The sequence below is a fragment of the Pedobacter aquae genome (assembly GCF_008195825.1).
Taxonomy (GTDB): Bacteria; Bacteroidota; Bacteroidia; order Sphingobacteriales; family Sphingobacteriaceae; genus Pseudopedobacter; species Pseudopedobacter aquae.
On sequence record NZ_CP043329.1, the window covers coordinates 3,740,759 to 3,767,113 of the forward strand.

13 protein-coding genes and 1 pseudogene are annotated in these 26,355 nt (G+C 34.7%); 8 read left to right on the forward strand and 6 right to left on the reverse strand.

What is annotated here, in order from left to right:
- Window positions 1-248 precede the first annotated feature (248 nt).
- Together FYC62_RS16520 and FYC62_RS16525 are read right to left on the reverse strand one after the other, a co-directional pair.
- Window positions 249-1,325, reverse strand: a complete 1,077-nt coding sequence (locus FYC62_RS16520) for a hypothetical protein (protein ID WP_149075738.1) — start codon at window positions 1,323-1,325, stop codon at window positions 249-251.
- Window positions 1,326-1,473: 148 nt separating this feature from the next.
- The gene (locus tag FYC62_RS16525; protein WP_149075739.1) at window positions 1,474-3,000 is read right to left on the reverse strand and encodes a sulfatase family protein; all 1,527 of its coding nucleotides are present in this window, start codon (window positions 2,998-3,000) and stop codon (window positions 1,474-1,476) included.
- Between the two features lie 362 nt (window positions 3,001-3,362).
- Between FYC62_RS16525 and FYC62_RS16530 the strand changes: the two genes are divergently transcribed.
- Together FYC62_RS16530 and FYC62_RS16535 are read left to right on the forward strand one after the other, a co-directional pair.
- A complete protein-coding gene (locus FYC62_RS16530) occupies window positions 3,363-4,994 on the forward strand; it encodes a right-handed parallel beta-helix repeat-containing protein (RefSeq protein ID WP_149075740.1) in 1,632 nt (543 codons plus the stop codon).
- Between the two features lie 3 nt (window positions 4,995-4,997).
- Window positions 4,998-6,398: a sulfatase family protein gene (locus FYC62_RS16535; RefSeq protein ID WP_149075741.1), complete on the forward strand. Its 1,401-nt coding sequence runs from the start codon at window positions 4,998-5,000 to the stop codon at window positions 6,396-6,398.
- 198 nt (window positions 6,399-6,596) lie between these two features.
- Here FYC62_RS16535 and FYC62_RS16540 read toward each other — a convergent pair whose 3' ends face one another.
- Window positions 6,597-10,685 (reverse strand): two-component regulator propeller domain-containing protein, encoded by a 4,089-nt coding sequence (locus FYC62_RS16540; protein ID WP_168199468.1) that lies wholly within the window; start codon window positions 10,683-10,685, stop codon window positions 6,597-6,599.
- Between the two features lie 423 nt (window positions 10,686-11,108).
- Between FYC62_RS16540 and FYC62_RS16545 the strand changes: the two genes are divergently transcribed.
- The 3 genes from FYC62_RS16545 to FYC62_RS16555 are packed head-to-tail and all read left to right on the forward strand — an operon-like array spanning window position 11,109 to window position 14,034.
- The gene (locus tag FYC62_RS16545; protein WP_149075743.1) at window positions 11,109-12,356 is read left to right on the forward strand and encodes a sialate O-acetylesterase; all 1,248 of its coding nucleotides are present in this window, start codon (window positions 11,109-11,111) and stop codon (window positions 12,354-12,356) included.
- The gene (locus FYC62_RS16550) at window positions 12,353-12,598 is read left to right on the forward strand and encodes a hypothetical protein (protein WP_149075744.1); all 246 of its coding nucleotides are present in this window, start codon (window positions 12,353-12,355) and stop codon (window positions 12,596-12,598) included. Before FYC62_RS16545 ends, FYC62_RS16550 begins: the two co-directional genes overlap by 4 nt.
- Before the next feature lie 59 nt (window positions 12,599-12,657).
- Window positions 12,658-14,034, forward strand: a complete 1,377-nt coding sequence (locus tag FYC62_RS16555) for a sulfatase-like hydrolase/transferase (protein ID WP_149075745.1) — start codon at window positions 12,658-12,660, stop codon at window positions 14,032-14,034.
- A gap of 310 nt (window positions 14,035-14,344) precedes the next feature.
- Here FYC62_RS16555 and FYC62_RS16560 read toward each other — a convergent pair whose 3' ends face one another.
- The 3 genes and pseudogenes from FYC62_RS16560 to FYC62_RS16565 form a co-directional block, all read right to left on the reverse strand.
- The gene (locus FYC62_RS16560; RefSeq protein ID WP_394348908.1) at window positions 14,345-16,507 is read right to left on the reverse strand and encodes a glycoside hydrolase family 2 TIM barrel-domain containing protein; all 2,163 of its coding nucleotides are present in this window, start codon (window positions 16,505-16,507) and stop codon (window positions 14,345-14,347) included.
- A pseudogene (locus tag FYC62_RS18225) lies at window positions 16,499-17,319 on the reverse strand (sugar-binding domain-containing protein); the annotation flags it as partial. The gene FYC62_RS16560 and the pseudogene FYC62_RS18225, both read right to left, overlap by 9 nt.
- A gap of 332 nt (window positions 17,320-17,651) precedes the next feature.
- Complete coding sequence (locus FYC62_RS16565) at window positions 17,652-20,450, reverse strand: hybrid sensor histidine kinase/response regulator transcription factor (RefSeq protein WP_149075746.1); 2,799 nt, start codon at window positions 20,448-20,450, stop codon at window positions 17,652-17,654.
- 543 nt (window positions 20,451-20,993) lie between these two features.
- Between FYC62_RS16565 and FYC62_RS16570 the strand changes: the two genes are divergently transcribed.
- From FYC62_RS16570 to FYC62_RS16580, 3 genes are read left to right on the forward strand one after another with little or no spacing between them, the layout of a single operon-like run.
- Window positions 20,994-22,316 carry a sugar porter family MFS transporter gene (locus FYC62_RS16570; RefSeq protein WP_149075747.1) on the forward strand — a complete coding sequence of 441 codons (1,323 nt, stop codon included), beginning with the start codon at window positions 20,994-20,996 and terminating at the stop codon, window positions 22,314-22,316.
- Between the two features lie 17 nt (window positions 22,317-22,333).
- Window positions 22,334-23,260: a carbohydrate kinase family protein gene (locus FYC62_RS16575; RefSeq protein ID WP_149075748.1), complete on the forward strand. Its 927-nt coding sequence runs from the start codon at window positions 22,334-22,336 to the stop codon at window positions 23,258-23,260.
- 13 nt (window positions 23,261-23,273) lie between these two features.
- Window positions 23,274-26,348, forward strand: a complete 3,075-nt coding sequence (locus tag FYC62_RS16580; RefSeq protein WP_149075749.1) for a SusC/RagA family TonB-linked outer membrane protein — start codon at window positions 23,274-23,276, stop codon at window positions 26,346-26,348.
- The last annotated feature ends 7 nt before the right edge of the window (window positions 26,349-26,355 follow it).

Consider the following 26,355-nt stretch of genomic DNA (forward strand, 5'->3'; position numbering starts at 1 on the left):
ATGATGTAATATTATCGGCCAATTTTGATGCTTTGCTGGTATTCTCAACTGGGCGGAGTTGAAGTTTAGCTTCCCTTCGACTCCGCTCAGGATGACATTCCCTTCAACTCCCTACCTCAGGCAGGCAAGCGCTCAGGATGACATTCCCTTCAACTCCCTACCTCAGGCAGGCAAGCGCTCAGGATGACATTCCCTTCGACTCCCTACCTCAGGCAGGCAAGCGCTCAGGCTGATAATTTTATAAAATCTTAGCGTGAGATTTTAATACTTTGTTGTTCTTTATTTGCGCTTACGCTGATGACTCCAATATTTCCAGCAGATTTTTGAACAGGAAGTGTTATGCTATTTAAACCGCTTTTTAAAGAAGCTTTTTGCTGATAAAGGATTCTTCCATCTAAGCCTACATAAGAAATAACAGCTTCTTTATCTGTAGTTGATGAAATACTTATAGTTACTGCTAAATCAGAAGAACTTAATAAGCTAATTTTATTGCTGCTTAGGCCAAAGTTTACCGCTATAGGGCCAAAAGACTCTGATTTACCATCAAAATCTACTTGTTTTAATTGGTAGTAGTTATTACCTGTTGCTGGGCTAAAATCATCAAAAGAATATGTTTTTGAACTTGAAGAATTTCCAGAGCCATTAAGCTTAGCAATACTTACAAAGTTTTTGTCTTCTCCGGCTCTTAATACTTCAAAATATTGGTTGTTAGTTTCGCTAGCTGTTGTCCAGTTTAATTTTACACCATAGTTATTTGTTTGGCCTATGAAAGAGCTTAGTGTGATGGGTAAGACGCCTAAGTCGGTAAGAATAACGTCATCAAAATAGGCTATATTAGTACTTTTCGCTAAAGCTATTCTGATGCTAGTAGTTCCTGTAATTCCAGTTGTAAATTCTCTTGTATAGGTATCATTGGTATTTGAAGAAGTTGTAATATTAGTAAATCCTGATATAGTACCTGCTGTTGCAGCAGCAGAAACAGTAATTACACCTGTTGGAGTAACACCAGAACCGGATGCGCCAGCGACCGCATTAATGCGACAGGTAACCGATAATCGATATCTTTTATTGTTTTCTAAAGTTACAATTTGAGCCACTGAACTTGCATTCTGCGAACCCAATCTAAGTGATATAGCTCCATTAATTTTATTTGCAGTAGTTTCATTATTTATATCCGATGCTGCCCCTGTGTAGATAGGCCAACTAGCAAACTTAGGGCTGGCGGCAACATCAAATGTTTCAAAATCTCCATTAACTACAATTTGCGCAAAGCTATTCATGTAAAATAAACAGATGATAAAAATTGAAAAGTAAAATTTTTTCATAATTCTGGGTTTTTAAGATTTTATAATTTGGTTTGATAAAATTAGATGGAATTCGGTCGCCAAAGGGGTATCTTAAATTTCAAAATGGGGCGGCAGGAAGTTCATTAACTATCAAATGATGCTTTTTTTGGAACTTCCTTGCCTTAAATTAATTCACCCTGGTTGATTTATTCTTGATATCCTCCAACAAAGTCTGCATTTTCTTAACCTTTTTAGGATGCATAGCGGCAATATTATTTCTTTCAGTGGGGTCTGCTTTTAAGTTGTATAATTGTACTTGCTTGCTTAAAGCAGATTCAACTTTTTTGTGGTCTAGCCATTGCGGGGTAGACATGCTTACTGGGTGTATGTATTTCCACTGGCCCTGTCTTATGGCTAAAGTAAAAGCTTCTTCTACAATGTATTTTCTGCCTTTTTTACTTTTTCCTAAAATAACTGGCAGGGCGTCAAAACTATCCAAAGCTTCATTATGGTTTAATTTTACACCGCTTAGTTTTGCTAAAGAGTGGTATAAATCTATCTGTGTAAATAAGGCATCACTTACGCTAGGTTTAATTTTAGAAGGCCAATAAGCAATGGTAGGTACTCTTGTACCAGCTTCAAAAGCACTATATTTTCCTCCTCGGTATGGGCCAGCTGGTTTGTGCGAGCCTAGCATTTCAACCGATTTATCGTCATAACCATCGTCTAAAACGGGTCCGTTATCACTACTAAAAATAACTAGCGTGTTTTCTGCAATACCTAGGCTATCTAAGGTTTTCATCAATTCGCCTGTGCAATAATCCATTTGGGCAATAGCATCTCCTCTTGGGCCCATGCTGCTTTTTCCTACAAACATAGGGTGAGGCACTCTGGGTACATGTATATCCTGAAAAGCAAAGTATAAGAAAAACGGATTGGCTTTATTGGCAGTCATGTATTCTTTTGCTTTTTGAGTTAAAACCAAAGAAAACTCTTCATCTTTCCATAAAGCTGTTTCTCCGCCACTCATAAAGCCAATTCTACTTACACCATTCACAATGGTATTGCTATGTTGTAAATCAGCTTTCATTTTTAACAATTCAGGATTTTCTGTTCCAGTAGGTCGGTTTCCAATTTTCTGCTCGTAACTTACTTTAATAGGGTCTTTAGGGTCTAAGTTTACCACCCTTTGGTTTTCGGTATAAACGGTAGGCACTCTATCTCCCGTTGCCGGAATTAAGAAACTATAATCAAAACCAATCTCTTTAGGCCCCATTTCTATGTAACCATTCCAATTGATATTACCTGTGCCTAAACCCAAATGCCATTTACCAATTACAGCGGTGTTATAGCCAGCTCTTTTTAAAGTATTGGCAATGGTTGGTGTCTCTGGCGTAATTAATGCTGGAGCATCGCCAGGTAAAATAGCAGCCTTATTTCTGAAAGCGTAATTACCAGTAAGTAAAGAGTATCTAGAAGGTGTACAAGTAGAAGCGCCGCAATGCCCATCTGTTAACAATAAACCTTTTGCGGCCATCTTGTCTAAATTTGGTGTTTCTACACCTTTTGCCCCGGTAACGCCTAAATCTCCATAACCCAAATCATCAACATAAATAATAACAATATTGGGCTTTTTTTCCTGAGCAAACATGATCTGAGGAACTAACAAAGCAGCAGTTAAAGCGGCATAAAAGCTAAAAAAGAATTTATTCATAATGGATATGGTGATACATTAAAAAAACTGTTGGCTATCAATAGCAGCAGCAGTTTATTAATTGGTTTATAAACATCAAAAGTAAATGCTATAAGTTTTAAGGATGGGTATAGAGCATTCAAAAAGGTGCCTCAAATAAGTCAATATGAGATATTAATGCTATTAAATAAGCTTTTTTGCTTTTTGATGATGATTTCATGAGAAATCTTTATGCTTAACAAGTGCTAAATCTTAAAATGATAGAACGCATTTATTTTGAACCAAAATGGACCTTATATTGAATGCAATTTGGCTAACAGAGCTATTAGTTTATTTTACTTTTGAATAGATAAAGACCAATTATATTTTAATGCACTTATAAGATGAAGAAACTGTTGTTTGTATTACTGCTTGCCGTAGCCTCTATTTCTTTGGCACAGGCTAAAAGCTATTATTTTAATGCTAAAAATGGTGATGATAATGGTAAAGGGACATCGCCAGAAAGCGCTTTTAAAACTTTGGCTAAAATTGCAGCGTTAAAATTGCAACCCGGTGATTCTATTTTATTAGCAAGCGGTACAAGCTTTCAAGAATCTTTAATTTTAAACGCTATCAAAGGTGCATTGGGTAAACCTGTAGTTGTCTCCACGTATCCTAAAAATAGCCCTGAAAAAGCCATCATTGATGCTAAGGGTTTTGCAAACGGTGTGCTTATACAAAATTGCAGCTTTATAGAGGTTAGTCATCTGGCAGTATCAGCCAATGGAGGGAAGTTAGCCCCCATAGATGGTAAATTACCAGATATGAGATGCGGAGTATTGGTAAAAGCCAATGATGCGGGTAGGTATAGCCATATAAACATCCTAAATTTAACAGTTAAAGATGTTTTTTATGAAGAACCTGGCTTTACCAGAGGGAAAGACGAAGTGAAAACAGCTAATGGCACACAAAGATACGGATGGGGGATACGTTTCATCAGCGAGGGTGATGCCATATTTGAAAACGTTAGGGTAGAAGGCTGTGATATTGCCAATGTAAGTCATACCGGTTTAAAATTAACAGGTAAAAAAGAAAGTATCCTTAATATTAAACTCATCAATAACAAAATTACCAATGTGGGTGGCCCCGGGGTGCAGATGTCTGGCGTTAAAAAAGGTTTGGTAAGCGGTAACCAAGTTAATGGCTCTGGAAGTAAAAGCGATAGCAGAAATTGGAGCAGGGGAAGTGGTTTGTGGACATGGGGTACCTCTGATGTTATCATAGAAAAGAATGCTTTCTTAAATGCCAATGGTCCCGGAGATTCTGCCGGTTGCCATATAGACTATAACTGTAATAATATTATTGTGCAATACAATTTAAGCGCAAATAACGCTGGCGGTTTTTGCGAAATTTTAGGTAATAACTACAATTGCGCTTACCGTTATAACATCAGTGTAAACGATGGTTTTAGGATAAAAGGAAAAGATGGCGCTTTCCAAGAAGGTAAAATATTTTGGCTAAGCGGTTACATTGGCGATAAAGTAAAACCTAAAGGGCCGTTTAATAGCTATATCTATAACAATACTATTTATACCAAAAATGATATGATAGCGCAAGTAGCCGTGGCCACAAGTGCAGCGGGTGTTTTGGTAGCTAATAATATATTTCATATAGCAGGGCCAAGTAAATTTGTTGCCGGCGACCAGCTAAAGGCAGAAGGTTTAGTACAGGCTGAAATTGAGAACTGCTTTTTCCAAAACAATTTATTCTTAACCCAAAATAGCTGGCCTAAAGAAGTTATTATTCAAGATACAAAGCCCCTTTACGGCGATGCTGGTTTTGTTAATAAAGGTGGCTTTAAGTTAGAAGATTACATCCCAACAAATAGTTCTTTAATCAAAAATAAGGGCATTACCATTAAAAAAATTAATGGCGATGCTATTGGCTTAGAAGTAGGTTTAGCGGTTAAGTACGATATTTTAGGAAATAAAATTACAGGCAAGCCAGATTTAGGCGCCATAGAACTTAAGAAATAGTTTATGAGAAAATTAATTTTTTTCTTGCCTTTTGTGTTGTGTTTAACGATGCAAATTCAAGCTCAAAATGCTAAACCTAATGTAATTGTTATTCTAGCAGATGATTTAGGCTATCAGGATGTTGGCTTTAACGGTTGTAAAGATATTCCTACACCCAATATAGACAAGATTGCTAAAAACGGTGTTGTTTTTAAAAATGGCTATGTTACTTATGCAGTTTGTGGCCCAAGTAGGGCAGGCTTAATTACAGGTAGATATCAAGATAGGTTTGGCTTTAGTAGAAACCCGTTATTAGCTCCGCATGATATTGATATGGGACTTCCTTTAAGCGAAGAAACCATGGCAGATATTCTGAAGAAAAGCGGTTACAAAAGTACTGTCTTGGGTAAATGGCATTTAGGTTCGCACCCTGCATTACATCCTTTAAAAAGAGGTTTTGATGAGTTTTTTGGTTTTGTAGATGGCGGACATCAGTATTTTCCAGAAAGCTGGACCTTAAATGATATTACCGAAACCAGAACACAAAACGATGGTTACAGAACCAAATTACTAAGAGGTAATAAACCAATTGAGGAAAAAGAGTATTTAACCGATGCTTTATCTAGAGAAGCCGTTGAATTTATCGGTAGAAATACCAAAACGCCATTTTTTATTTATTTAGCTTATAATGCGCCACATTCTCCATTACAAGCCACCAGTAAATATTTAGATAGGTTTTCAGCCATTCAAAATCCGAAAAGGAAAACTTATGCAGCTATGGTTAGCGCTATGGATGATGGTGTTGGCGCTGTACTTCAACAACTAAAAGATAAAGGTTTAGAGAAAAATACCATGGTTGTTTTCCTTTCGGATAACGGCGGACCAGAAAATGATAATGCTTCTGATAATGGGATTTTACGTGGCCAAAAATCTAATTTTTGGGATGGCGGTATTAAAGTACCTTTTGCTATACAATGGCCGGGGAAAATTAAAGCTGGTACGGTGTATGAAAAACCAGTTATCTCTTTAGATATTTTAGCTACCGTTGTAGCATCGGTTAAGGCAAAAATTAATCCTGCTAAACCATTAGATGGGGTTAACCTATTGCCTTATTTAAACGGCGAAAATAAAAAAGCACCACATGATTATTTGTTTTGGAGAAATTACGATCAGGATATAATTGCTGTAAGAACAGAAAAGCATAAGATTGTAGTTACCAAAGCTTTTAATGAAGAATTGTTTAATAGCTTAGAAGATATAGCAGAGAAAACAAACCTTTTTCAAGATGATAAACAAACTTTTGATAAGTTAATGCAACAATGGAAAGTTTGGAATGGGCAGTTGAAAGAGCCTTTGTTTTTAGGTTTAACACAAGAAAAACAATATAACGAGCTAAACCCTAAACGCTTTGTTTTTGATAAGTAAAAATTGGTTTTATTATTTGTTGGTGGGTTTTTGTTATATGTCAAACAGCGTCTCTCTTTCGAGGACGCTGTTTTTTTGTTAGTTAGAATTAGTTGGTTAGTTAGAGTTAGTTAGTTAGTTGGTTAGTTAGTTAGAGTTAGTTAGTTAGAATTAGTTGGTTAGTTAGAGTTAGTGCCGCTATCAAATAATAATTAGAAATTATTCTTCATCTTTTTCATCCTCCTGAATTTGGCCTGTTTCTTTTTTGATGTAATCTGAAGGGGTCATGTTATATTGTTTGATAAAGCATTTTCTAAAGTGTTTGGTATTGTTAAAGCCAACCTCATAAGCAATTTGTTTAATGGTAAACTCTCCGGATACAAGCAGTTGTGCACTTCTTTGTATCTTAATAAACCTGATAAATTCTGAGCCAGACATATCTGTAATAGCTTTTAGCTTACGGTAAAAGGTAGAACGACTCATATTCATTTCCTCTGCCAATTCATCAATATTAAAGCTAGAATTGCTTAAGTTATCTTCTATTTTAACAATGATTTTCTTGATAAATTCGCCTTCAAAAGAAGTTATCTCTACTTCACTTGGTCCTAAACTTACTTTTTGGGTAAACAGCTCTTTTAATTTCCTTCTAGATTCTAGCACATTTCTTATATGAGAAAGTAGTATAGGCGAATTAAAAGGTTTGGATAAATAAACATCGGCACCTTCATTTACACCTTTTAAATGTGCTGATGAGTCTGATTGAGCAGTAAGCAAAATAACCGGAATATGTGAAGTGCTTAAGGCCGATTTTATCTTATGGCATAACTCATAGCCATCCATTTCGGGCATCATTACATCACTAATCATCACATCCGGTATCATATCTAAAGCTAATTTTAAGCCTTCTTTCCCGTTAAACGCAGAAAATGTTTGGTAATGAGGTTTAAGTAAAGAAACCAAATATTCATTTACTTCGGTATTATCTTCCACAATAAGGGCTATAGGTTTTGTACTTTCATTGGCATGGGTAGCCAATTCTATATCCTCTAAAATATCGTCTTGCGGGTTTAAATCTTCTTCCTCTTCTAAATCTTCATAAACAGGAGCGTCATCTGCAACATGCTTAGCGTGTAGAGGCAATAATATGCGGAAAGAGCTGCCTTTTTGTAGTTCACTATCCACAGTAATACTACCGTTATGCAATAAAACTAGGTCTTTAGTAAAAGCTAAACCAATACCAGTACCCGCAAATTTACCAGCCTCGGCTTTAGCAACCTGGTAAAATCTATCAAATATTTTTTCTTTTTCGCTGTCGCTGATGCCTTTACCTGTATCGCTCACAATGAGCTCGCAAAAAGGATTATTTTGTTGTTCAATAGCATTTACAGTTAAACTTACAGTTCCGTCGGCTTCAGAGAATTTAAATGCATTAGCCAATAAGTTATATAAAATGATAGTCATTTTCTCCTCATCAAAATCAAGCATGATTTGGCTGCTAGAGCTAGAAAAGTTAAATTTTATATTTCTTCTGTTCGCTTCATTCCTGAACGAGTAAAATATTTGCTTGCTGAAAGAAACCATATTCCCTTTACTAGCATTTAGGCTAAGCTTATCGGATTCTGCTTTCTGGAAATCTAATAGTTGATTAACCAAATTTAACAACCTTTTAGCTTGGTCTTGAAGACTTAAAACCACTTTTCTAACGCCAAAGTTTAAGTTGTCTGTTCTAGATAAATCATCAAGCGGACCTATCATTAAGGTTAGCGGTGTTCTAAACTCATGAGAAATATTGGTAAATAATTTCGATTTAATTTCTGTTATCTCACGCTCTCTTTTTAGACTAAGGTTAGCCAGTTCTAATTTGTTTTTTAATTTCAGCCTGTTTAAGCCAATGTATCTAGATAGCCACAGTAGAAATAAGAAAACCGTTACATAAATAAGTTTTGCCCACCAAGTTTTCCATGGTGGTGGCAATATGGTGATTTTTAAAGCAGCGCCTTTATCGTTCCAAATATTATCGCTATTAGATGCTTTTACTTCTAAAGTATAATTGCCTGCAGGTAAATTGGTATAGGTTACATTACGTCTGCGTCCGGCATTCACCCAATCTTTTTCAAAGCCTTTAAGTCGGTAAGAATATTGGTTTTTATCAGATGCATGGTAATCTAAAGCCGCAAAAGAAACAGTTAAGAAATCTTGTTTATAGTTTAAAGTAATGTGTGGTGTTGTTAGTAAAGATTGTTTTAAAACTACATTTCCTTCTATTTCTTCGCCAACAATAACCTGCTTATTATTGATTAATAAATTGGTAAAATATACCGGAGGCAGCATGGTATTAATCTTAATACTATCCGGATTAAAATAAGTGATGCCCTTTATCCCACCAAAATAAAAAATGCCTTTTTGGTCTGCAAAAGCAGCGTTTTCTGCAAAAGCGTTAGACAGTAAACCATCTCTAATATCAAAATTTTTAAATTCTTCTTTTTCAGTATTAAAGCTGGCCAAACCTTTATTGGTACTTATCCAAATTCTTGATTTTTTATCAGGTAAGATGGCGTGTATATAATCGTTAGGAAAATTATCGCCAGCAAAATAATTCTTAAAAGTGATTTTGTTTGGCTGTTCTATCAGCTTATTTAATCCGTTTGGTGTGCCTACCCATAGCGTACCTTTTTGGTCTTGCGCTATACTTAAAACAATACTATTGCTAATAGATGTAGAATCTTTTGTATAATGTTGGAAGTTTTTAAAACCATCTTTAGCGCTATCATAAAGATGTAATCCATTAAATGTACCAATCCATAATCTGCCTTTATCATCATTAAGCATAGCGGTAATACGCTCGCTCTGTAGTTTATCTGGTGATGATGAAAGGGCATATCTTTTCACTAAAGGTTCTCCCGTTTTTTTATAACCAATAACCCTATTGAGTCCGTTACTTTGGGTTCCTAGCCAAATTACACCAGCTTTATCTTTAATAATGGTTGTAATTTTATTTGCACTGATGCTTGTTTTCTCATCAGAGCTGATGTACCTGCTAATCTTACTGTTTGGCTTTAAGCCATCCATGATAAATAAGCCTTCGTTAGTGCCTATCCATAGCTTACTACCATCTTGTAAAACATTATTTACCCTAAAATTTAAGCTAGCTGGCAGGGGTAAATCAACTTTGCTGAAAGTTTTGCCATCAGCAGAATAAACCAAGCCACCATCTTTAGTACCTATCCATAAAGCATGATTGCTGTCTTTTAAAACAGAAACAATGTGTGTGTTAAGTATGCTACCAGGTTTATTATACTGGTGGGTGATGTTGTAAAACTTCTTTTTCTGCGGGTTTATTCTGTAAATACCACCCTCTGTACCAAACCATATTACACCAGAATGATCTTGTTCTATACTTAAAACAACTTTATTGATATAGTTTAAATTATCTGCCGATGAAAAAACATAAGGCGTAAAAGTTTGGGTATTGATATTGAATTTATTTAATCCACCGCCCCAAGTGCCTACCCATAAAGTTCTGTTTTGGTCTAACAAAACCCTGTATGTATTATTATTGCTTAGGCTATTGGGCTTTTTAGGGTTGTTGGTATAATTCTTAAAAGCTTTAGTTAAATAGTTATAAGAAAATAAGCCTTTAGTCCAGCTGCCTATATAAAGCGTATGATTTGTCTTATCTAAAGCTAATGAAGTAAGCGTAACAGAGTTAAGACCAAATTTAATTTCTGAGATGAGTTTTTTGTTTTTACCGTAATTTCTTAAGCCGCTGGTAGTAGCCGTCCAAATAATTCCTCTATCATCAGCCAAGATGCTATTGGCAATACTTTTATCTATTTGATTAAATTTTTGTGTTTTTTGGTTCAGATAATACAGCCCTTTAGAAGAGCCAACAAAAACATCTCCGTTTTTATCTTCATAAACTGCAAATATATCTATAACACCATCTACACCGGGTATGGTATAGCTGGTAATGCTATCTTTTGAAAAATCGTATTTATTTAAGCCGCCTGTTTTAGTACCTATCCACAAATACTCTTTACCAGCATACATGGCTTCTACCGCTTGGCTTGATAAATTATTGGCAGAACTTGATTTATTTCTTAATAATTTAAGATTGTAACCATCATAATGGTTAAGCCCGCCTCTGGTACCAAACCATAAGAAACCGTATTTATCTTGCTTTATAGATGTAACTTCATTATTTACCAGCCCATTATCAATAGATAAATAAGTATAAATATTCTCTTGAGCTTTGGCGCTAAAAGAATAAAATAAGAAGCACAAGCAATAAATTATACGTTTAAACATCATTTTAGATCAAGATAATTACCTTTTGATTCGTATGTGTACACGAGCAGCAATGTGAAGCATTAATAGGTTTATTTAGGTTTAAATAAATATAAAATAATTAGTTAAGAATAATGCATCACTAATCATTTTTACATCATAATTAATAAAAGAAACACTGCTATTAGAGCAAAATATACGGCGTACTCATAGCGATTCAATTTCATCATTTTCTATATTTTTTTGGCAATTACAAATACAATTAGATTTTCTAAATTAACATTAATATGCTTAGGCTGGATATTTAATATTGTTCAAAAGAGGGGGCTATTTGAATCATCTTTATATGTTATTGACTTATAAGAACCCTTATTTTGAACTATTTAAATCAAGGTTTTATAAATCTTATCCAGAACTTTAAAATAAGTTTAAAAGCTCTTGAATATGAATTTTACCAAGCCTAAGTATATTATTTTCTTTTTGTGTTTTGTTGCTTTTAGAGCTATTGCTCAGGATATTAAGGTTGCTAGTATTTTTGGAGATAACATGGTACTGCAACAAGCTATACACATTCCTGTTTGGGGTACAGCAGCAGCAAAGCAAGAAATTAAAATCATTTTTGGAGGTAAAAGCTTCGAAACTATTGCAGATGAAAGTGGGAAATGGTTTGTGAAATTACCCAAAATGCGAGCTAATCGTATTCCGCAAGAACTTAAAATCATTTCAAAAAGTGATACGCTAATTCTAAAGAATATTCTTATTGGTGAAGTTTGGCTAGCTTCCGGACAATCTAATATGCAGATGAAATTATCAGAAACCAACCAAGCTGCTGAGGAAATAAAACATGCAAATTATAATCAGATAAGACTTTTCAACGTTGGCTTGAATATCAGTCATCAACCCTTAAATAATGTTAAAGGAAGCTGGAAAGTGTGTAATCAAACAAATGCGGGAGGCTTTTCTGCCGCAGCTTATTATTTTGCTAAAGATTTACATCAAGATCAAAACGTACCTGTTGGTATTATTTCTGCATCATGGGGGGCAACTCCTGTTGAAGCATGGACATCCGGCGAAAGCCTTCTCCAACATCCAGATTTTAAAGATTCTGTTCTCAAATATCAAAAGCTTGAAGCTAACTGGGACTTACTTTACCGTAATTATTTAAATGAAGTAGAGCTGGCAAAAAAAGCAACGCCCCCTGCTAAAGCGCCAGTACTTCCAAAAGAGAAAAATTACCCAACGGCACTTTTTAATGCCATGATAGCGCCTATTATTCCTTATGAAATTAAAGGTGTTATTTGGTATCAGGGAGAAAATAATGCTAGTAGGGCAGCCCAGTACCATAGCTTATTTCCATTACTGATTAAGGATTGGCGCACCAAATGGCAAAAAGATGAAATGCCTTTTTTATTTGTGCAGCTAGCAAATTTTAGAGCCAAAAATGAAGAACCTGTTTTTACAGACCCTTGGGCTTTATTGAGAGAAGCACAAACGGCTACATTAAAAGTACCGCATACTGCTATGGCTGTTGCTATAGATATTGGTGATGCTAAAGATATTCATCCCAAAAACAAAAAGGATGTAGGAAAAAGACTTTATTTGGCAGCTAGCGCTATAGCTTATGATAAAGCTGTGGTTTACAGCGGGCCTACTTTTGCGTCTTCAGCAACTAAAAAAATGCGGTTATATTGAGTTTTAGCCATGTTGGTAAAGGTTTAACCAGTAAAGGCGAACTCAAATCTTTTGAATTGGCTGGTGCCGATAAGAAATTTTATTGGGCCGATGCTAAGATTGTAGGCAAGAAAATTATCCTAACATCTGCTAAAGTAGCCCAGCCTGTAGCGGTAAGGTATTCATGGTCTAGCAATCCTGAAGCAAATTTATATAATAAAGAAGGGCTGCCCGCAGTACCCTTCAGAACCGATGATTGGTAACATTTAATTCAGCACAAAAATATATACCCTTTCCATTTATAACAGTAATTTAAAGATTTATGAAGTACCTATTCGTTTACCTTATCATTACCCTTATTTCCTATACCACCATAGCGCAGGAAAATGCTTCTAGAAAACCAAATGTCATTGTTATTTTGCTAGATGATGCAGGTTATGCAGATTTTGGCTTTATGGGCTCAAAAGATTTACAAACACCAGAGATTGATAAATTAGCCAATAGCGGAGTAGTTTTTACTGATGCGCATACCAGTTCTACCGTTTGCTCTCCATCCAGAGCCGGTTTAATTACGGGTAGGTATCAACAGCGTTTCGGTTTTGAGTGTAATGGCACAGGCGATAGTTTAGGTTTGGATGCTTCTGAAATAACTTTAGGTGCTGCTTTACAGCAAAAAGGTTATAAAACCATTGCCATAGGTAAATGGCATTTAGGCGATAGAGAAATTTACCAACCCAATGCCCGTGGTTTTGATGAATTTTATGGCTTTTTAAGCGGCTCTAGAAGTTATTTTCCGCATCCGAAGCATGATAAGCCTAGCGATATAAACGCTATCAGAAACAACCAAAAGCATGTAGATTTTAAGGAAGGTTACCTAACCGATGTTTTTGGCGATGCTGCGGTTCATTATATCGATAAATATAAAAACCAACCTTTTTTTATGTACTTGTCTTTTAATGCAGTGCATACCCCTATGCATGCTAAAAAAGAGGATTTGGAAAGGTTTAAAAATCATCCCAGACAATTACTTGCCGCCATGACATGGTCTTTAGATGAAAATATTGGTAAAGTGATGAGGAAACTAGAAGCTGAAAAATTACTAGAAAATACTTTGATATTCTTTTTGAGTGATAATGGTGGCGCAAATAATAACCAATCTACAGTATTTCCTTTAAAGGGATGGAAAGGTAATAAATTTGAAGGCGGACACAGAGTACCTTTCATCATGAGTTGGAAGGGGCAATTACCAGAGGGTATAAAATCTAATAAACTGGTTTCTTCTCTAGATATTTATGCAACTTCTTTGGCTGTTGCAGGTACAAAAAATCCAAGTTATAAACCTACAGATGGTACAAGCTTAGTGCCTTTCCTAGATACAGATAATGGTCATAAGCAGTTGTTTTGGCGCAAAGATGAAGCCGCAGCCGTACGCAAGGGAGATTATAAGCTCATCAGAATTAAAAACGAAGGAAGTGTTTTATATAATTTAAGGTCTGATATTGGAGAAACCAAAGATTTATCTAAACAAGAAAGCAAGAAATATAAATCGCTAAATAAAGCTTTACTTAAATGGGAAAGCGGCTTGGTTAAACCTTTATGGTTAGAGGAGCCAGAGTGGATGCAGATTACAACTGATATTCATAAAGCTTTAATGAATAATGAAAAACCTAAAAAGATTCAGCCAAATGAAGTTAAATAGCTGTTTAGGTTTATGAATGGTAATATTATTTGGAGTAGAAAGTAAAAAGTATAAAGTAAAAAGAACCTAAAGAGTATTTAGCAGCTGCCTTTAATAATTAAACAAAACTTTTCCGAAGAATGAAAGATGGCCTTTGAAGATTTGGAAGTATAGTCAAATAAATGTTTGTTTAAACTTAATAAAGAACCTTCGTAAAGCAAAAATAGTAATCATAAGAAGAGTCGAAACTTATCTGATATACTCAGAAAATGCTTCGACTCCTCCGTCTTATATGAAGTGTTAATTTTGAGACTGAGAGAGCCTCTTTGTATTATTTAGCACTTACAGCTTTCAGTATGTAGCTATAAGCATATTTACTTTCTAGTAATCTGTATGGTTTATGAGGTAAAGCTCCCCAGCTATTATCACCGCCAACACCACGTTGTTTTAAATCTACATGTACGGCTATAGATTTTGCTAGAGGCACATCTACAGGGTGCTGATTTTTCTTGGTTAAACCCGGGTCTAAACTCTCTGTTAGATATGTTAAAGCGCTAAAGCCTAAAGGTTGTAAGCCATTTATTTCTATACCAGTGCCATCTTTGTCTTTTAAAGTAAGCCATCTAGTATCGGTTTTATAACCATTTTCTTGCGGTCTGATGTAGTTTGCTGTAAACTGATGAGCAACATCATCCTGATACAAGCCTAAGAAAGATGAAGTATTTCTGTCGCTATAATTCTCCCATGGGCCACGACCATAATAAGCTAAACGATCAAAGTTAAGCGGAATTTGTAAACGCATACCAAAGCGAGGAAGTTCTGGTAATTTCTTGTCGCCCATATCAATACTAGCATCTATTTTAATAGCACCATCATTTAAAATGGTATAAGTGGTGGTATAAATAGCATCAACATCTGTTAAGCGGAAAACAGCTTTTAAAGTTAAACCTTCAGCAGTTTTTTCGCCTACTTCAACTTTGTTAACTACTTTATTTAGGTGTGCAGTTCTCCAGATATTAGCTGTAGTTTGCATTTTGCTACCAAAGTCGTTATCGGTTGGTGCTCTCCAGAAATAGGGTTCTGGTACAGTGTTTAAAACAGATTTTCCATTTATAGCATACTGCATGAATAAACCTGTTTTGGTATTAAAAGTTCCAGAAATATCGCCAGAGCTAAAGCTTAAAACGGCGCCATTTGTTTTGATACTTAATGTTCCTGCGTTTTTGATATCCTTTTTAAAATAATTAACGGCATCATAACCAAATTGCTCTCTTGCCATCTCAAAATTTGCAGGAACTAAGGCAGAAGCCTGTTTGGTATAAGCATATACGTTTAACAAATATTCATTTCCATCATTAAAATTAATAGATGGTAATTTTATGGCAACCTGTTTCTCTTGTTGTGCATCTACATCGGCATTAAAAGTGCCATTTTTAAAGGGTTCTCCATTTTTGATGATTACCCATTTAAAGTTATAATCGGTTAAATTTTTAAAGCTAAATAGATTCCTTACGGTGATGATACCCTTTTTCCAGTCTTTATCCTTAAATAAAATATCTTGATAAACCTTTTTAACCTCGTATAATCCTGGATGCGGAGTTCTATCGGCAGCTACCAACCCGTTTGCACAAAAGTTCTCATCATTTTGAAGATTTAAACCACCTAAATCGCCACCATAAGCATAATAACTTTGGCCAAGAGCGTTTTTAGCTTTAATACCTTGGTCTACCCAATCCCAAATAAAACCGCCTTGCATATTTTTGCTACTTAAGATAATATCCCAATAGCGTTGGAAATTTCCGGTGCTGTTGCCCATAGCATGGGCATATTCGCACATGATATAAGGTCTGGTTTTGGTATTGTCTGCCGCATAAGATTCCATGTAAGAAATACTTGGGTACATGGGGCTAACAATATCAGTATTAGATTCTTCCATAGCCTGCTCAAACATGATAGGTCTGCTTGGGTCTTTAGCTTTTAACCATTTATAAGCATCAAAAAATACTTGGCCATTACCACACTCGTTACCCATACTCCAGATAACAACCGAGGCGTGATTTTTATCTCTCTCAAACATTCTTTCAATCCTGTCTTGAAAAGACGGAGCCCAAGATTTTAAATATGCAGGATGTACAGATTGATCAAAACTACCCGGTAAAACACCCATACCATGTACTTCAATATTAGCTTCATCAACAATATAAAAACCATATTCATCGGCCAGTTTATAAATAATAGGGTCGTTAGGGTAATGTGCTAATCTTATTGCATTGATGTTGTTTTGCTTCATCAACTGCATATCCTTGATAATGGTTTCTTTGTTAGGAACACGGCCAGTAACATCATCATGCTCATGCCTGTTAACACCATGGAAATAAACTTTTTTACCATTTACCAGAAGTTGCGCATCTTTAATTTCTACCTTTCTAAAGCCAATTTTGTTGCTGGTAGTTTCAATTAATTTTCCTGTTTTATCTTTTAAGCTAATCACCATGGTGTATAGGTATGGTGTTTCTGCTGTCCATTTAAAGGGGGCTTTAATTTTAGTGCTAAAATCAGCTGATAAATTATTGTCTATATTTTTAGATTGTTCTACAACCAATTTCTGCTGGGCATCATACAATTGTACAACCGCCTGATAGTTATTACCAAGCTCCTTTTTAAAAGAAGAGAAAGCTATATTCACGTTTAATAAACCATCTTTGTAGCTATTTTCTAAATCTGCTTTAACAAAAAAATCAGCTATGCTAAGATTATTTTTTGCAAACAGATAAACATCTCTTTCTATCCCAGATAAGCGCCAAAAATCTTGGTCTTCTAGGTAGCTACCATCATGCCATCTAAAAACTTGTGCAGCAATGCTGTTTTTTCCTTTTTAAGAAATTTTGTGATGTTAAACTCCGCCGGGGTTTTACTGGCTTTGGTTAAACCTACTTCTTGCCCGTTAATGTATAAATACATGGCGCCAGAAATAGACCCAAAATGAATATAAGTTTGTTTGCCTTCCCAATTTTCTGGTATTGTAAAGTCTTTTCTGTAAGTACCAACCGGGTTAAAAGCATGGTCTATAAAAGGCGGATTTTTAGGGAACGGATAAATAATATTGGTGTAAATAGGAATACCAAAACCGTTCATTTCCCAATTTCCAGGCACTTTTATGGTTTTCCATTGGCTATCATCAAAATTAGCTTGAAAAAAATCTACAGGGCGTTGCCCTGGTTGGTTAACATGATGAAATTTCCAGTCGCCGTTTAATAATTTGTATTGGTTTGATTTTGAAAAATCATCTTTCAAAGCATCATTCACATTTTGGTAAGCCGTGAAAGTTGCATGAGGTTTCTCTAAATTAATATGGACAATTTTTCATCTTCCCATTCGCGGTAAGTGAAAATTTTGTTTTGTGCAAAAGCATGGTTTGCTATAAGCACAATTGCAAGTGCTAATCTTAGAAATATAAATTTATACATGGATGAAATAAGTTTATCCTTCAAAAGTAGTTATAAGATGTGTGAAGAAGGGGCTTTAACAGATTCAATATAAGGGCAGAATTAATTCAAGTGAGGGTTTTAGAAATCGTATTTGGACGGAGTTAGTTTTTATGAGGCTTATATTTTGAAATAAAAATCTCCTAAATTAAATCAACCAAGTAAATCACTTTTATTCTTTTTATATTCTGATGGCGTACAACCATTTTGAGTTTTAAATACGGTTGAGAAGTATGTTGGAGAAGCAAATCCTACTTGATAAGTGATTTCAGCAATGGTAAGATCTTCGTTTAAAAGCAGGTATTTAGCTCGTTGAAGTCGTCTATTTAAAATATAATCTGTAATGTTTGTATCCATTAAAGCTTTTACTTTTCGGTACAGTTGAACTCTTGAAATACCAATTTGCTTACAGATATCATCTACGTTAAATTTCTCATTAGCTATATTACTTTCTACGATGCTTGCAAACTCACTTAAAAATTTCTTATCCAGTTTATTGGTAACGTTGTGTCTATTGTCTGTAGCAATTTCTGTAGTAAATCTGGTTTTTAGCAAATTACGGTTAAACAAAAGATTTTTTACACTCGCTTTTAAATGTTGTAAATTAAAAGGTTTAGTAATATAGGCGTCGGCCATGGTTTCTATACCTTCAATTCTTTGTTCTATGCTTCCTTTGGCTGTAAGTAAAACAATAGGGATATGAGAGGTTCTCATATCATTTTTTAATGTCTGTACAATTTCAGTCCCAGATTTATTGGGTAATACCACATCAGAAATTATTAAATCTGGAACTTGATCAAAAGCTTCTCTTATTCCTTGTAAGCCATCTGATACAGCATACACCTCGTATTCCGAGGATAATTTCTGAGCTAAAAAGTTTCTTAAATCGTCATTGTCTTCTATAATTAATATAGAAAATTCATGAGGGGCTATATTGTCTTCCTTTTTATGTGTTTCTGAAGATGAAATAGCAATATTTTCTAGCTCTGTGGTATAAATTTTAATATCATCATAGTTAGTGGTTTTATCTGTTTGGTAACTATAAGTTTCATCTATATTAAAATGCTTATCTCCAGTTGGTAGCATAACCGTAAAGGTGGTTCCAAGCCCAAGTTGAGAATTTACCAATATTTTTCCTTTATGAAGTTCTACAATTTCTTTGCTTAAGGTTAGGCCTAAACCAGAACCCTTAGTTTGATGAGTTTTACCTTGATAGAAGAGCTCAAAAGCATGTTTACTATCATCCTCTGCCATACCTAAACCTGTATCTTGGACGACGATTTTAATAAACTCATCATTTTCTAATTCTATGGTAACTTTTATTTTATCGCCACTATTTGTAAATTTAAATGCGTTTGATAACAAGTTGAAGAGCACTTTATCAAGCATATTCACATCAAACCAAACTTCCAAATCATTAACGGTCGATTTGAATTTGAGTTCTATATTTCTTTTTTGGGCTATATCTTTAAAGGCATAGATGATATCCTTACAAAACACAGTAATATTATTTTTACTAGGTTTTATTTTCATGCCATCATATTCTATTTTTCTAAACTCAATCAACTGATTTACGAGTCTTAATAAACGGACTACATTCCTGTTAATTAATTTGAGACTATTACTTACAGCTGGTGGTACGCTTGTATCAGCAATTAATTCTTCTAGCGGGCTGATGATAAGTGTTAACGGAGTTCTAAATTCGTGAGAGATATTGGTAAAGAAATTAAATTTAGCTTCAGAAGCAACTTTCGCTTGGGCAGACATTTTGATAAGTTCTTCTTGTTGAGCTATGATTTCATGATTTTTAGTTTCTAATTTTTTATTGCTCTTCCAATTTTCAGATAAAGCTAAAAATGCTATCCCACCAAAAATTAAAGCAAGTACCAAGCTTATAATCAAAACATTTAAAATGAATTGCTGGTCTTTATAGATTTTATTTTGCTCAGATAACATGTTCTGTTGCCGCTCTATATCTTCCTGCTGATTATCCATTTTTTCAATCTGCATTTTCATCAATTGTACGTTAGTAGCGTCAATAACTACAGATTTTAGGATATTCTCTTTTTCGAAGCTTTCTTTCTTTAATATAGCAAGTGATGTTCTTATGGCTTCTTTACCACCTGTAGGATACAGCATAGATGCAGAAATAATACCATCCCCAACAAACTTTTGACCTCCGTTTGGTAGGGCATCTACTCCAATAATTTTTACAGATTTTTCTAGTTTATTACTTTTAAGTGCATTATAAGCTCCTAGGGCCATTTGGTCGTTGTGTGCAAATATTGCATCAACATCCTTACTTTTGATATTTAAAACTTCTTTTTCGGCTTTATCAAGTAGCCAATTGCCGTAAACCTGCTCCGTAATTTTAACATTAGGGAATTTCTTTATGGCATCATAAAAGCCCCTTTGTCTTTCTATTGCTGGAGAAGAACCTGGAAGTCCCATGACTTCCCAGATTTTTCCTGTTCTATTTAGTCTATTAGCAAGATACTCTCCTGCCATCTTCCCTATCTCATAATTGTCTGCACCTACATAAGCGGTATAAAGGTTTGAGTTTGTTTTTCTATCAATAACAACAACAGGTATACCTTTTTTAAAAACTTCTTCAACAACAGGCGTAAGTGGGTTTGCTTCATTTGGCGAGATGATAAGTAAGTCAATCTTTCTAGCGAGTAAAGATTTTACTTGTTCAATTTGTCTACGACTATCGTTATCTGCATCTTCATAATATAAAGTAATACCGCTTTCAAAAGAAAGTTCGCGTTTAACTTCATCAAGCATCGTTTTCCTCCATTGGTCAGAACCAACACACTGCGAAAACCCGATGACATATTCCTCCCTAGACCCTGGTGATTTGCTTTGAAAACACGAGGTGGTAAGTAATAATAAAAATGATAACAGTGTTATCGTTTTCTTATTAAAGAGGTATAAGTATGAAATATTCATAATTTATAAAGAATCTATGAATTGGCTTAGTATTTAATTCTTTAAATAAGAATCGTTTTGTTTAAAGTTTAAAAGAATTGTCGATAATTCGAGTTCGAGAGTTTATATAGTAAAAGTAGGATAAAACTTTACAAATGGAAATACAATTTTACATTATTATTTAAACAATAACTGCTTACCAGTAAATCTTTCCAATCTTTTAAATAATAAATGGAAATCCCAATATCTAGTTACTTAAGATTCTTCTACTTTAACTTATGAAGCTATAATCTTCATAAGAGGAAATTCTAGTATAAGAAATCTTTTAAGGAGGGCAAATAGTTAAATGGAATAATGAAAATTGATGATATAATTTTTAAGATACCAGATACAATATTTAAGATACGAAAGAATATGAATATAGATTAATGGTACAAATGCTTGTTTTTTAGAGTTTTAAGTGCTAATCTGTAATTGGAACAATAACATATACATTTGATACATAATTGTATGTTATGTTTTGCAAAGTCCAATACTTTAGTCTTTGTAAACCTTACAATTATTATGACAAAAAATTCTGTTATTGCTTGGTCACTAGTAGTGGCTATGGGCGGATTCCTGTTTGGATTTGATACCGCTGTAATCTCTGGAGCGGAAAAATCAATTCAAGCTTATTGGAATCTGAACGTATTTGAACACGGCCTCACAGTTTCTATTGCCTTAATAGGTACCGTATTAGGTTCTTTATTAGGTTCAATCCCGTCTGATAAGTTTGGACGTAAAAACACACTATTTATAGTTGCTATTTTTTATTTAGTTTCTTCTTTAGGTACTGCATTAGCAACAGACTGGACAGTTTTCCTAATATTTAGATTAATTGGAGGATTGGGAGTTGGTATATCATCAGTAACAGCGCCTATTTATATATCAGAAATTTCACCTGCCAATTCCAGAGGGCGTTTAGTAGGTTTGTTTCAATTTAATGTAGTTTTAGGTATATTAATATCTTATTTATCTAACTATATTATTGGACAAGAAGGTGAATCTTCTTGGAGGTGGATGTTAGGTATACAAGCAGTCCCTTCAGTTGTTTTCTTTGCACTAATTTTCATGGTGCCAGAAAGCCCAAGATGGTTAATACTTCATAAAGGAAAAATTCAGGAGGCATTAGCAGTCCTTAAAAAAATTAATCCGCTTAATTGTGATGAACAGTTAAAAGCAATTCAAGAATCTCAGCAAGCTCATGCTTCACAAGAGCAGTTGCTCTCTAAAAAATATAAGCTACCTATAACTTTAGCTATCTTATTTGCAATCTTCAATCAAGTATCGGGTATCAATGCTATTATATACTACGCACCTAGGATATTTGAAATGGCAGGTTTAGGTGCTCATATCTCATTATTATCTACAGTGGGTATTGGTATGGTTAACTTTACTTTCACATTAATAGCTATAGCTTTTATAGATAAAATTGGTCGTCGTACACTAATGCTTATTGGCTCTGTGGGGTTAATACTTTCTTTAGCACTAGTATCTAGCACTTTCTATTCGGGTAATTTTAGCGATTCTGCCATTGTAGTTTATTTAATGTTTTATATCGCCTTCTTTGCTTTTTCTCAAGGCGCAGTTATTTGGGTATTTATTTCTGAAATATTTCCTAATGAAGTACGAGCTAAAGGCCAAACTCTTGGCAGTTTTACCCATTGGATTATGGCTGCTATTGTAGCATTTAGTTTCCCTTATTTCGCAGAGAAACTAGGCGGAGGCACAACCTTTATGTTTTTTAGTGTGATGATGTTCTTGCAATTAATATTTGTTTGGAAAATGATGCCAGAAACAAAAGGAAAGTCTTTAGAGCAAATAGAGACTAGTATGGTAATGCATTAAAGTTAAGATTAACGGGGATGAAAAATATAAAAAGAAAAGTAGTGTGTTACGGTGAAATTCTATGGGATAATCTTCCTACAGGCAAAAAACCTGGCGGAGCTCCTATGAATGTAGCTTATCATCTTAACCAACTAGGTATAGAAAGTAGTCTTATAAGTAAAGTAGGGAACGATAAGAACGGAGAGGAGTTGTTAGCTTTTATTGAGACCAAAGGGCTTTCCAAAAAATATTGTCAAATAGATGAAACTTATCCAACATCAACAGTTGAGGTTTTAATAGGTGATGATAATGAAGTGAAGTACGAAATTGTTAAACCAGTGGCTTGGGATTTTATAGAGGAAAATGAAGAAATTTCTACGCTTACCAAAAACGCTGATGCATTTGTTTTTGGTAGCCTAGCTACTAGAAATGCAACTTCTTACAATACCCTTCTTTCTCTATTAGATAAAGCAACATATAAAGTTTTTGATGTCAATCTAAGAGCTCCGCACTATTCTGAAAGTGGTATTGCAGATCTTTTATACAAAAGCGATTTATTAAAACTTAATATTCATGAATTAAACCTCATTACAAGTTGGTTTTTTTCAAATTGTAAAACAGAATGGGAGAAGATTGAAAACCTTCAGAACAAATTTGGAATTTCCGAAATCGTAGTAACAAAAGGAAGTTCTGGCGCTACTTATTATACTAAAAATGAACAGTATAATTATCCAGCATATAAAGTCATTGTTAATGATACCATAGGAAGCGGAGATTCTTTCTTAGCCGCATTCCTTTTGAAAAAATTAGCACATGCAGATATTAATGATACACTAAGTTATGCCGCCGCTTTAGGCGCATATGTAACCATGCACTCTGGAGCTTGCCCAGAGTATAAGCCAAATGATCTTAATTATTTCATTTGGAAAACCGAACTAGCAACTATTAACCATTTATACACCTAAACAAATTAAAATTATGAAAAGGATTTTACTAATTATTCCTCTTCTCATGGCAGTTTTTAACCTATTAGCACAGGAAAGAAATGTAAAAGGGAAGATTACAGACAAAAGCAACGGAGAACCCATTATAGGAGCCTCTGTGTTTAATGTAGAAACAAAACAATCTGCGGTTGCAGATTTGACAGGAAGTTTTTCAATTGCAATAACAAGCGGACAAACATTAAGGGTTTCTTACTTGGGATACCAAACGTATGAGTATAAGATTACGTCCAATGATAAAATGCTAAATATAATTTTAGAGGAAAGTAATTCCAATTTAAATGAAGTGATCGTAACTGGTTATCAAACTGAAAGAAAAAAGGATATTACTGGTGCGGTAGCAATTGTGGATGTTAATGAACTTAATAAGCAAACTGTAGCAAACGGTATGAGGGCGGTGCAAGGGCAAGTTCCTGGTGTTTATATTACCGGTAGCGGTTCGCCAAGCGCTCCAACAACAGTTAGAATCCGTGGAATAGGTACTTTTAACAACAACGATCCTTTGTATATTATTGATGGAGTACCTACAAAATCAGGATTGCATGAACTTAATCAGGCCGATATCGAATCTATGCAGATTCTAAAAGACGCTGCTTCTGCAAGTGTTTATGGGGCAAGAGCGGCTAATGGTGTAGTAATAATTACAACAAAACGAGCTAAAGGAAGCGGTACACAGGTTAGTGCTAACGCATTTACTGCCCTATCATCGTATCTTAGTAAAATAGAGATGTTAAATGCTAAAGGTTATGGGCAGGCGATGTGGCAGGCTCATGTCAATAACGGGATTAATCCAAATTTAAACTCTATTCAATATTCTTATGACTGGTCTGTAGATCCCGTAACTAGCCAACCTGTGCTACGTAATATTACTGTACCAGAGTATCTTAATCCCCAACAAACCATCAAATCTGCTAATACTAACTGGTTCAATGAAATCTCTCGTATGGGGGTTGTGCAAAATTATGATGCACAGGTTTCTAACGCAGGAACAACAGGTAACCAACTTTTATCTATTGGATATTATGATAATAAGGGCATTATAAATACTACTGGATTTAACAGGATATCTGTTCGATTAAATACAGATTATAAATTATTTGGAGGTGCTGTTGTTGTTGGACAAAATTTAAGTTTAACCAAAACAAAAGAAGTACAAGCGGATATTATCAATTCGGCTTTACAGGCACTCCCAATTATACCAGTTCGTACAGTTGATGGAATTGGTTGGGGCGGCCCAGTTGCCGGAATGAATGATAGACAAAACCCAGTACGTGTTTTGGAAGATAATAAACAAAACCATTATGATTTTTTTCGTTTGTTTGGTAATTTCTTTGCTGAAGTAAACTTAGGTCGTGGGTTTTCGCTTAAATCAAATTTCGGGATAGATTATGGTGATTTTTCTTCAAGAAACTGGGACAAAAGATATGTTAGTGGATATCTTGTTAATAATACCAATAGACTTACAAATTCACAATCAGACAATCTAAGACAAACTTGGACCAACAGTATAAACTACAAGCTAGAGAATAATAAACATCGTCTTGATGTTTTTGCAGGTACAGAGTATGTTTCTGAGAATGTTAGCTCATTTAACGCCTCAATAACAGATTTTGTAATTGAAGATTCAGATTATCTTTACCTAGACGCAGGAGTAGGCACTCAAAATAACAGTGGCTCAGGTGCAAGAAACGCTTTGTTTTCTTATTTTACAAGAGCTAGCTACAGTTTTTTAGATAGATATTTGTTTTCTGCTACCATTAGAAGGGATGGATCTTCTAGATTTGGCAGCAACAATAAATACGGAATATTTCCTGCCTTATCAGCCGGTTGGAGAATTAGTGAGGAACCATTTTTTAAAAATAAGATAAATTTCTTTGACGATTTAAAATTAAGAGCAAGTTGGGGATTAAATGGTAACCAAGAGATTGCTAATAACGCAATTTTTAATATTTATTTGCCAAATTATAATATAACCGCTTATGATATTAGCGGGAGAAAATCAGGTACACTTCCATCCGGTTACTACCTTTCTCAAAACGAAAATCCAAATCTAAGATGGGAGCAAACTATGCAAACGGATTTAGGAATTGATTATTCCATCTTAAATCAAAAAGTTTATGGTAGTTTAGGCTATTTTGTAAAGAAAACATCAGACATACTTATATTACCACCTTATGCTGCAGTATTGGGCGAGGGGGGTAACAGATGGGTAAATGGTGCATCTATGGCAAACCGTGGGTTTGAATTCCAAATTGGGCATAGGAGCAATATCTCAAATGACCTTAGTTTAGACCTTAGTGGTAATTTTGACATAATAAGGAGTAAAGTTACAGAATTACCAGAGGAAGTTATCAATTCTTATGGTGGTAATGGACGAGATTTAAATATACTTGGTCGTACCGTTGGATCTTTTTTTGGATACGTTGCTGATGGGCTATTTAATTCACAAGCCGAGGTTGACGCTCATGCAATCCAACCGGGTAAGGATTTGGGTAGAATTCGCTACAGAGATATTACACAGGACGGTGTGATTGATATTAACGATCAAACTTGGATAGGCAACCCACTACCAAAAATGACTTACGGCTTTAATGCCAATGTTAAATATAAAGCGTTTGATATTTCGTTTTTGTTACAAGGTCTTGGATCTGTTGATGTTTATAACTCTGCTAAAATGCATACCGACTTTTGGAGCGTTGTAGAATCTTCATCAAATAAGGGTGTTAGGGTACTTGATGCATGGACACCACTTAATTCAAACTCAACAATACCTGCATTAACGCTTACTGATGGTAATTCCGAAAACAGAAGTTCTACTTATTTTATAGAAAATGGTTCTTATTTAAAACTTAGAAACTTACAGATAGGTTACACGGTTGATGCTAAGAAATTAGCAGCCTTAAAAATAAAATCATTAAGGTTTTATGTTGGAGGTGATAATCTTGCTATTCTTTGGAAATCAAAATCATTTACTGGGTTAGACCCTGAGAATGCAGGGTTTGGTTATCCTAACCCAACGATATTTACAGGTGGTTTAAATTTGAAATTTTAAAATAATA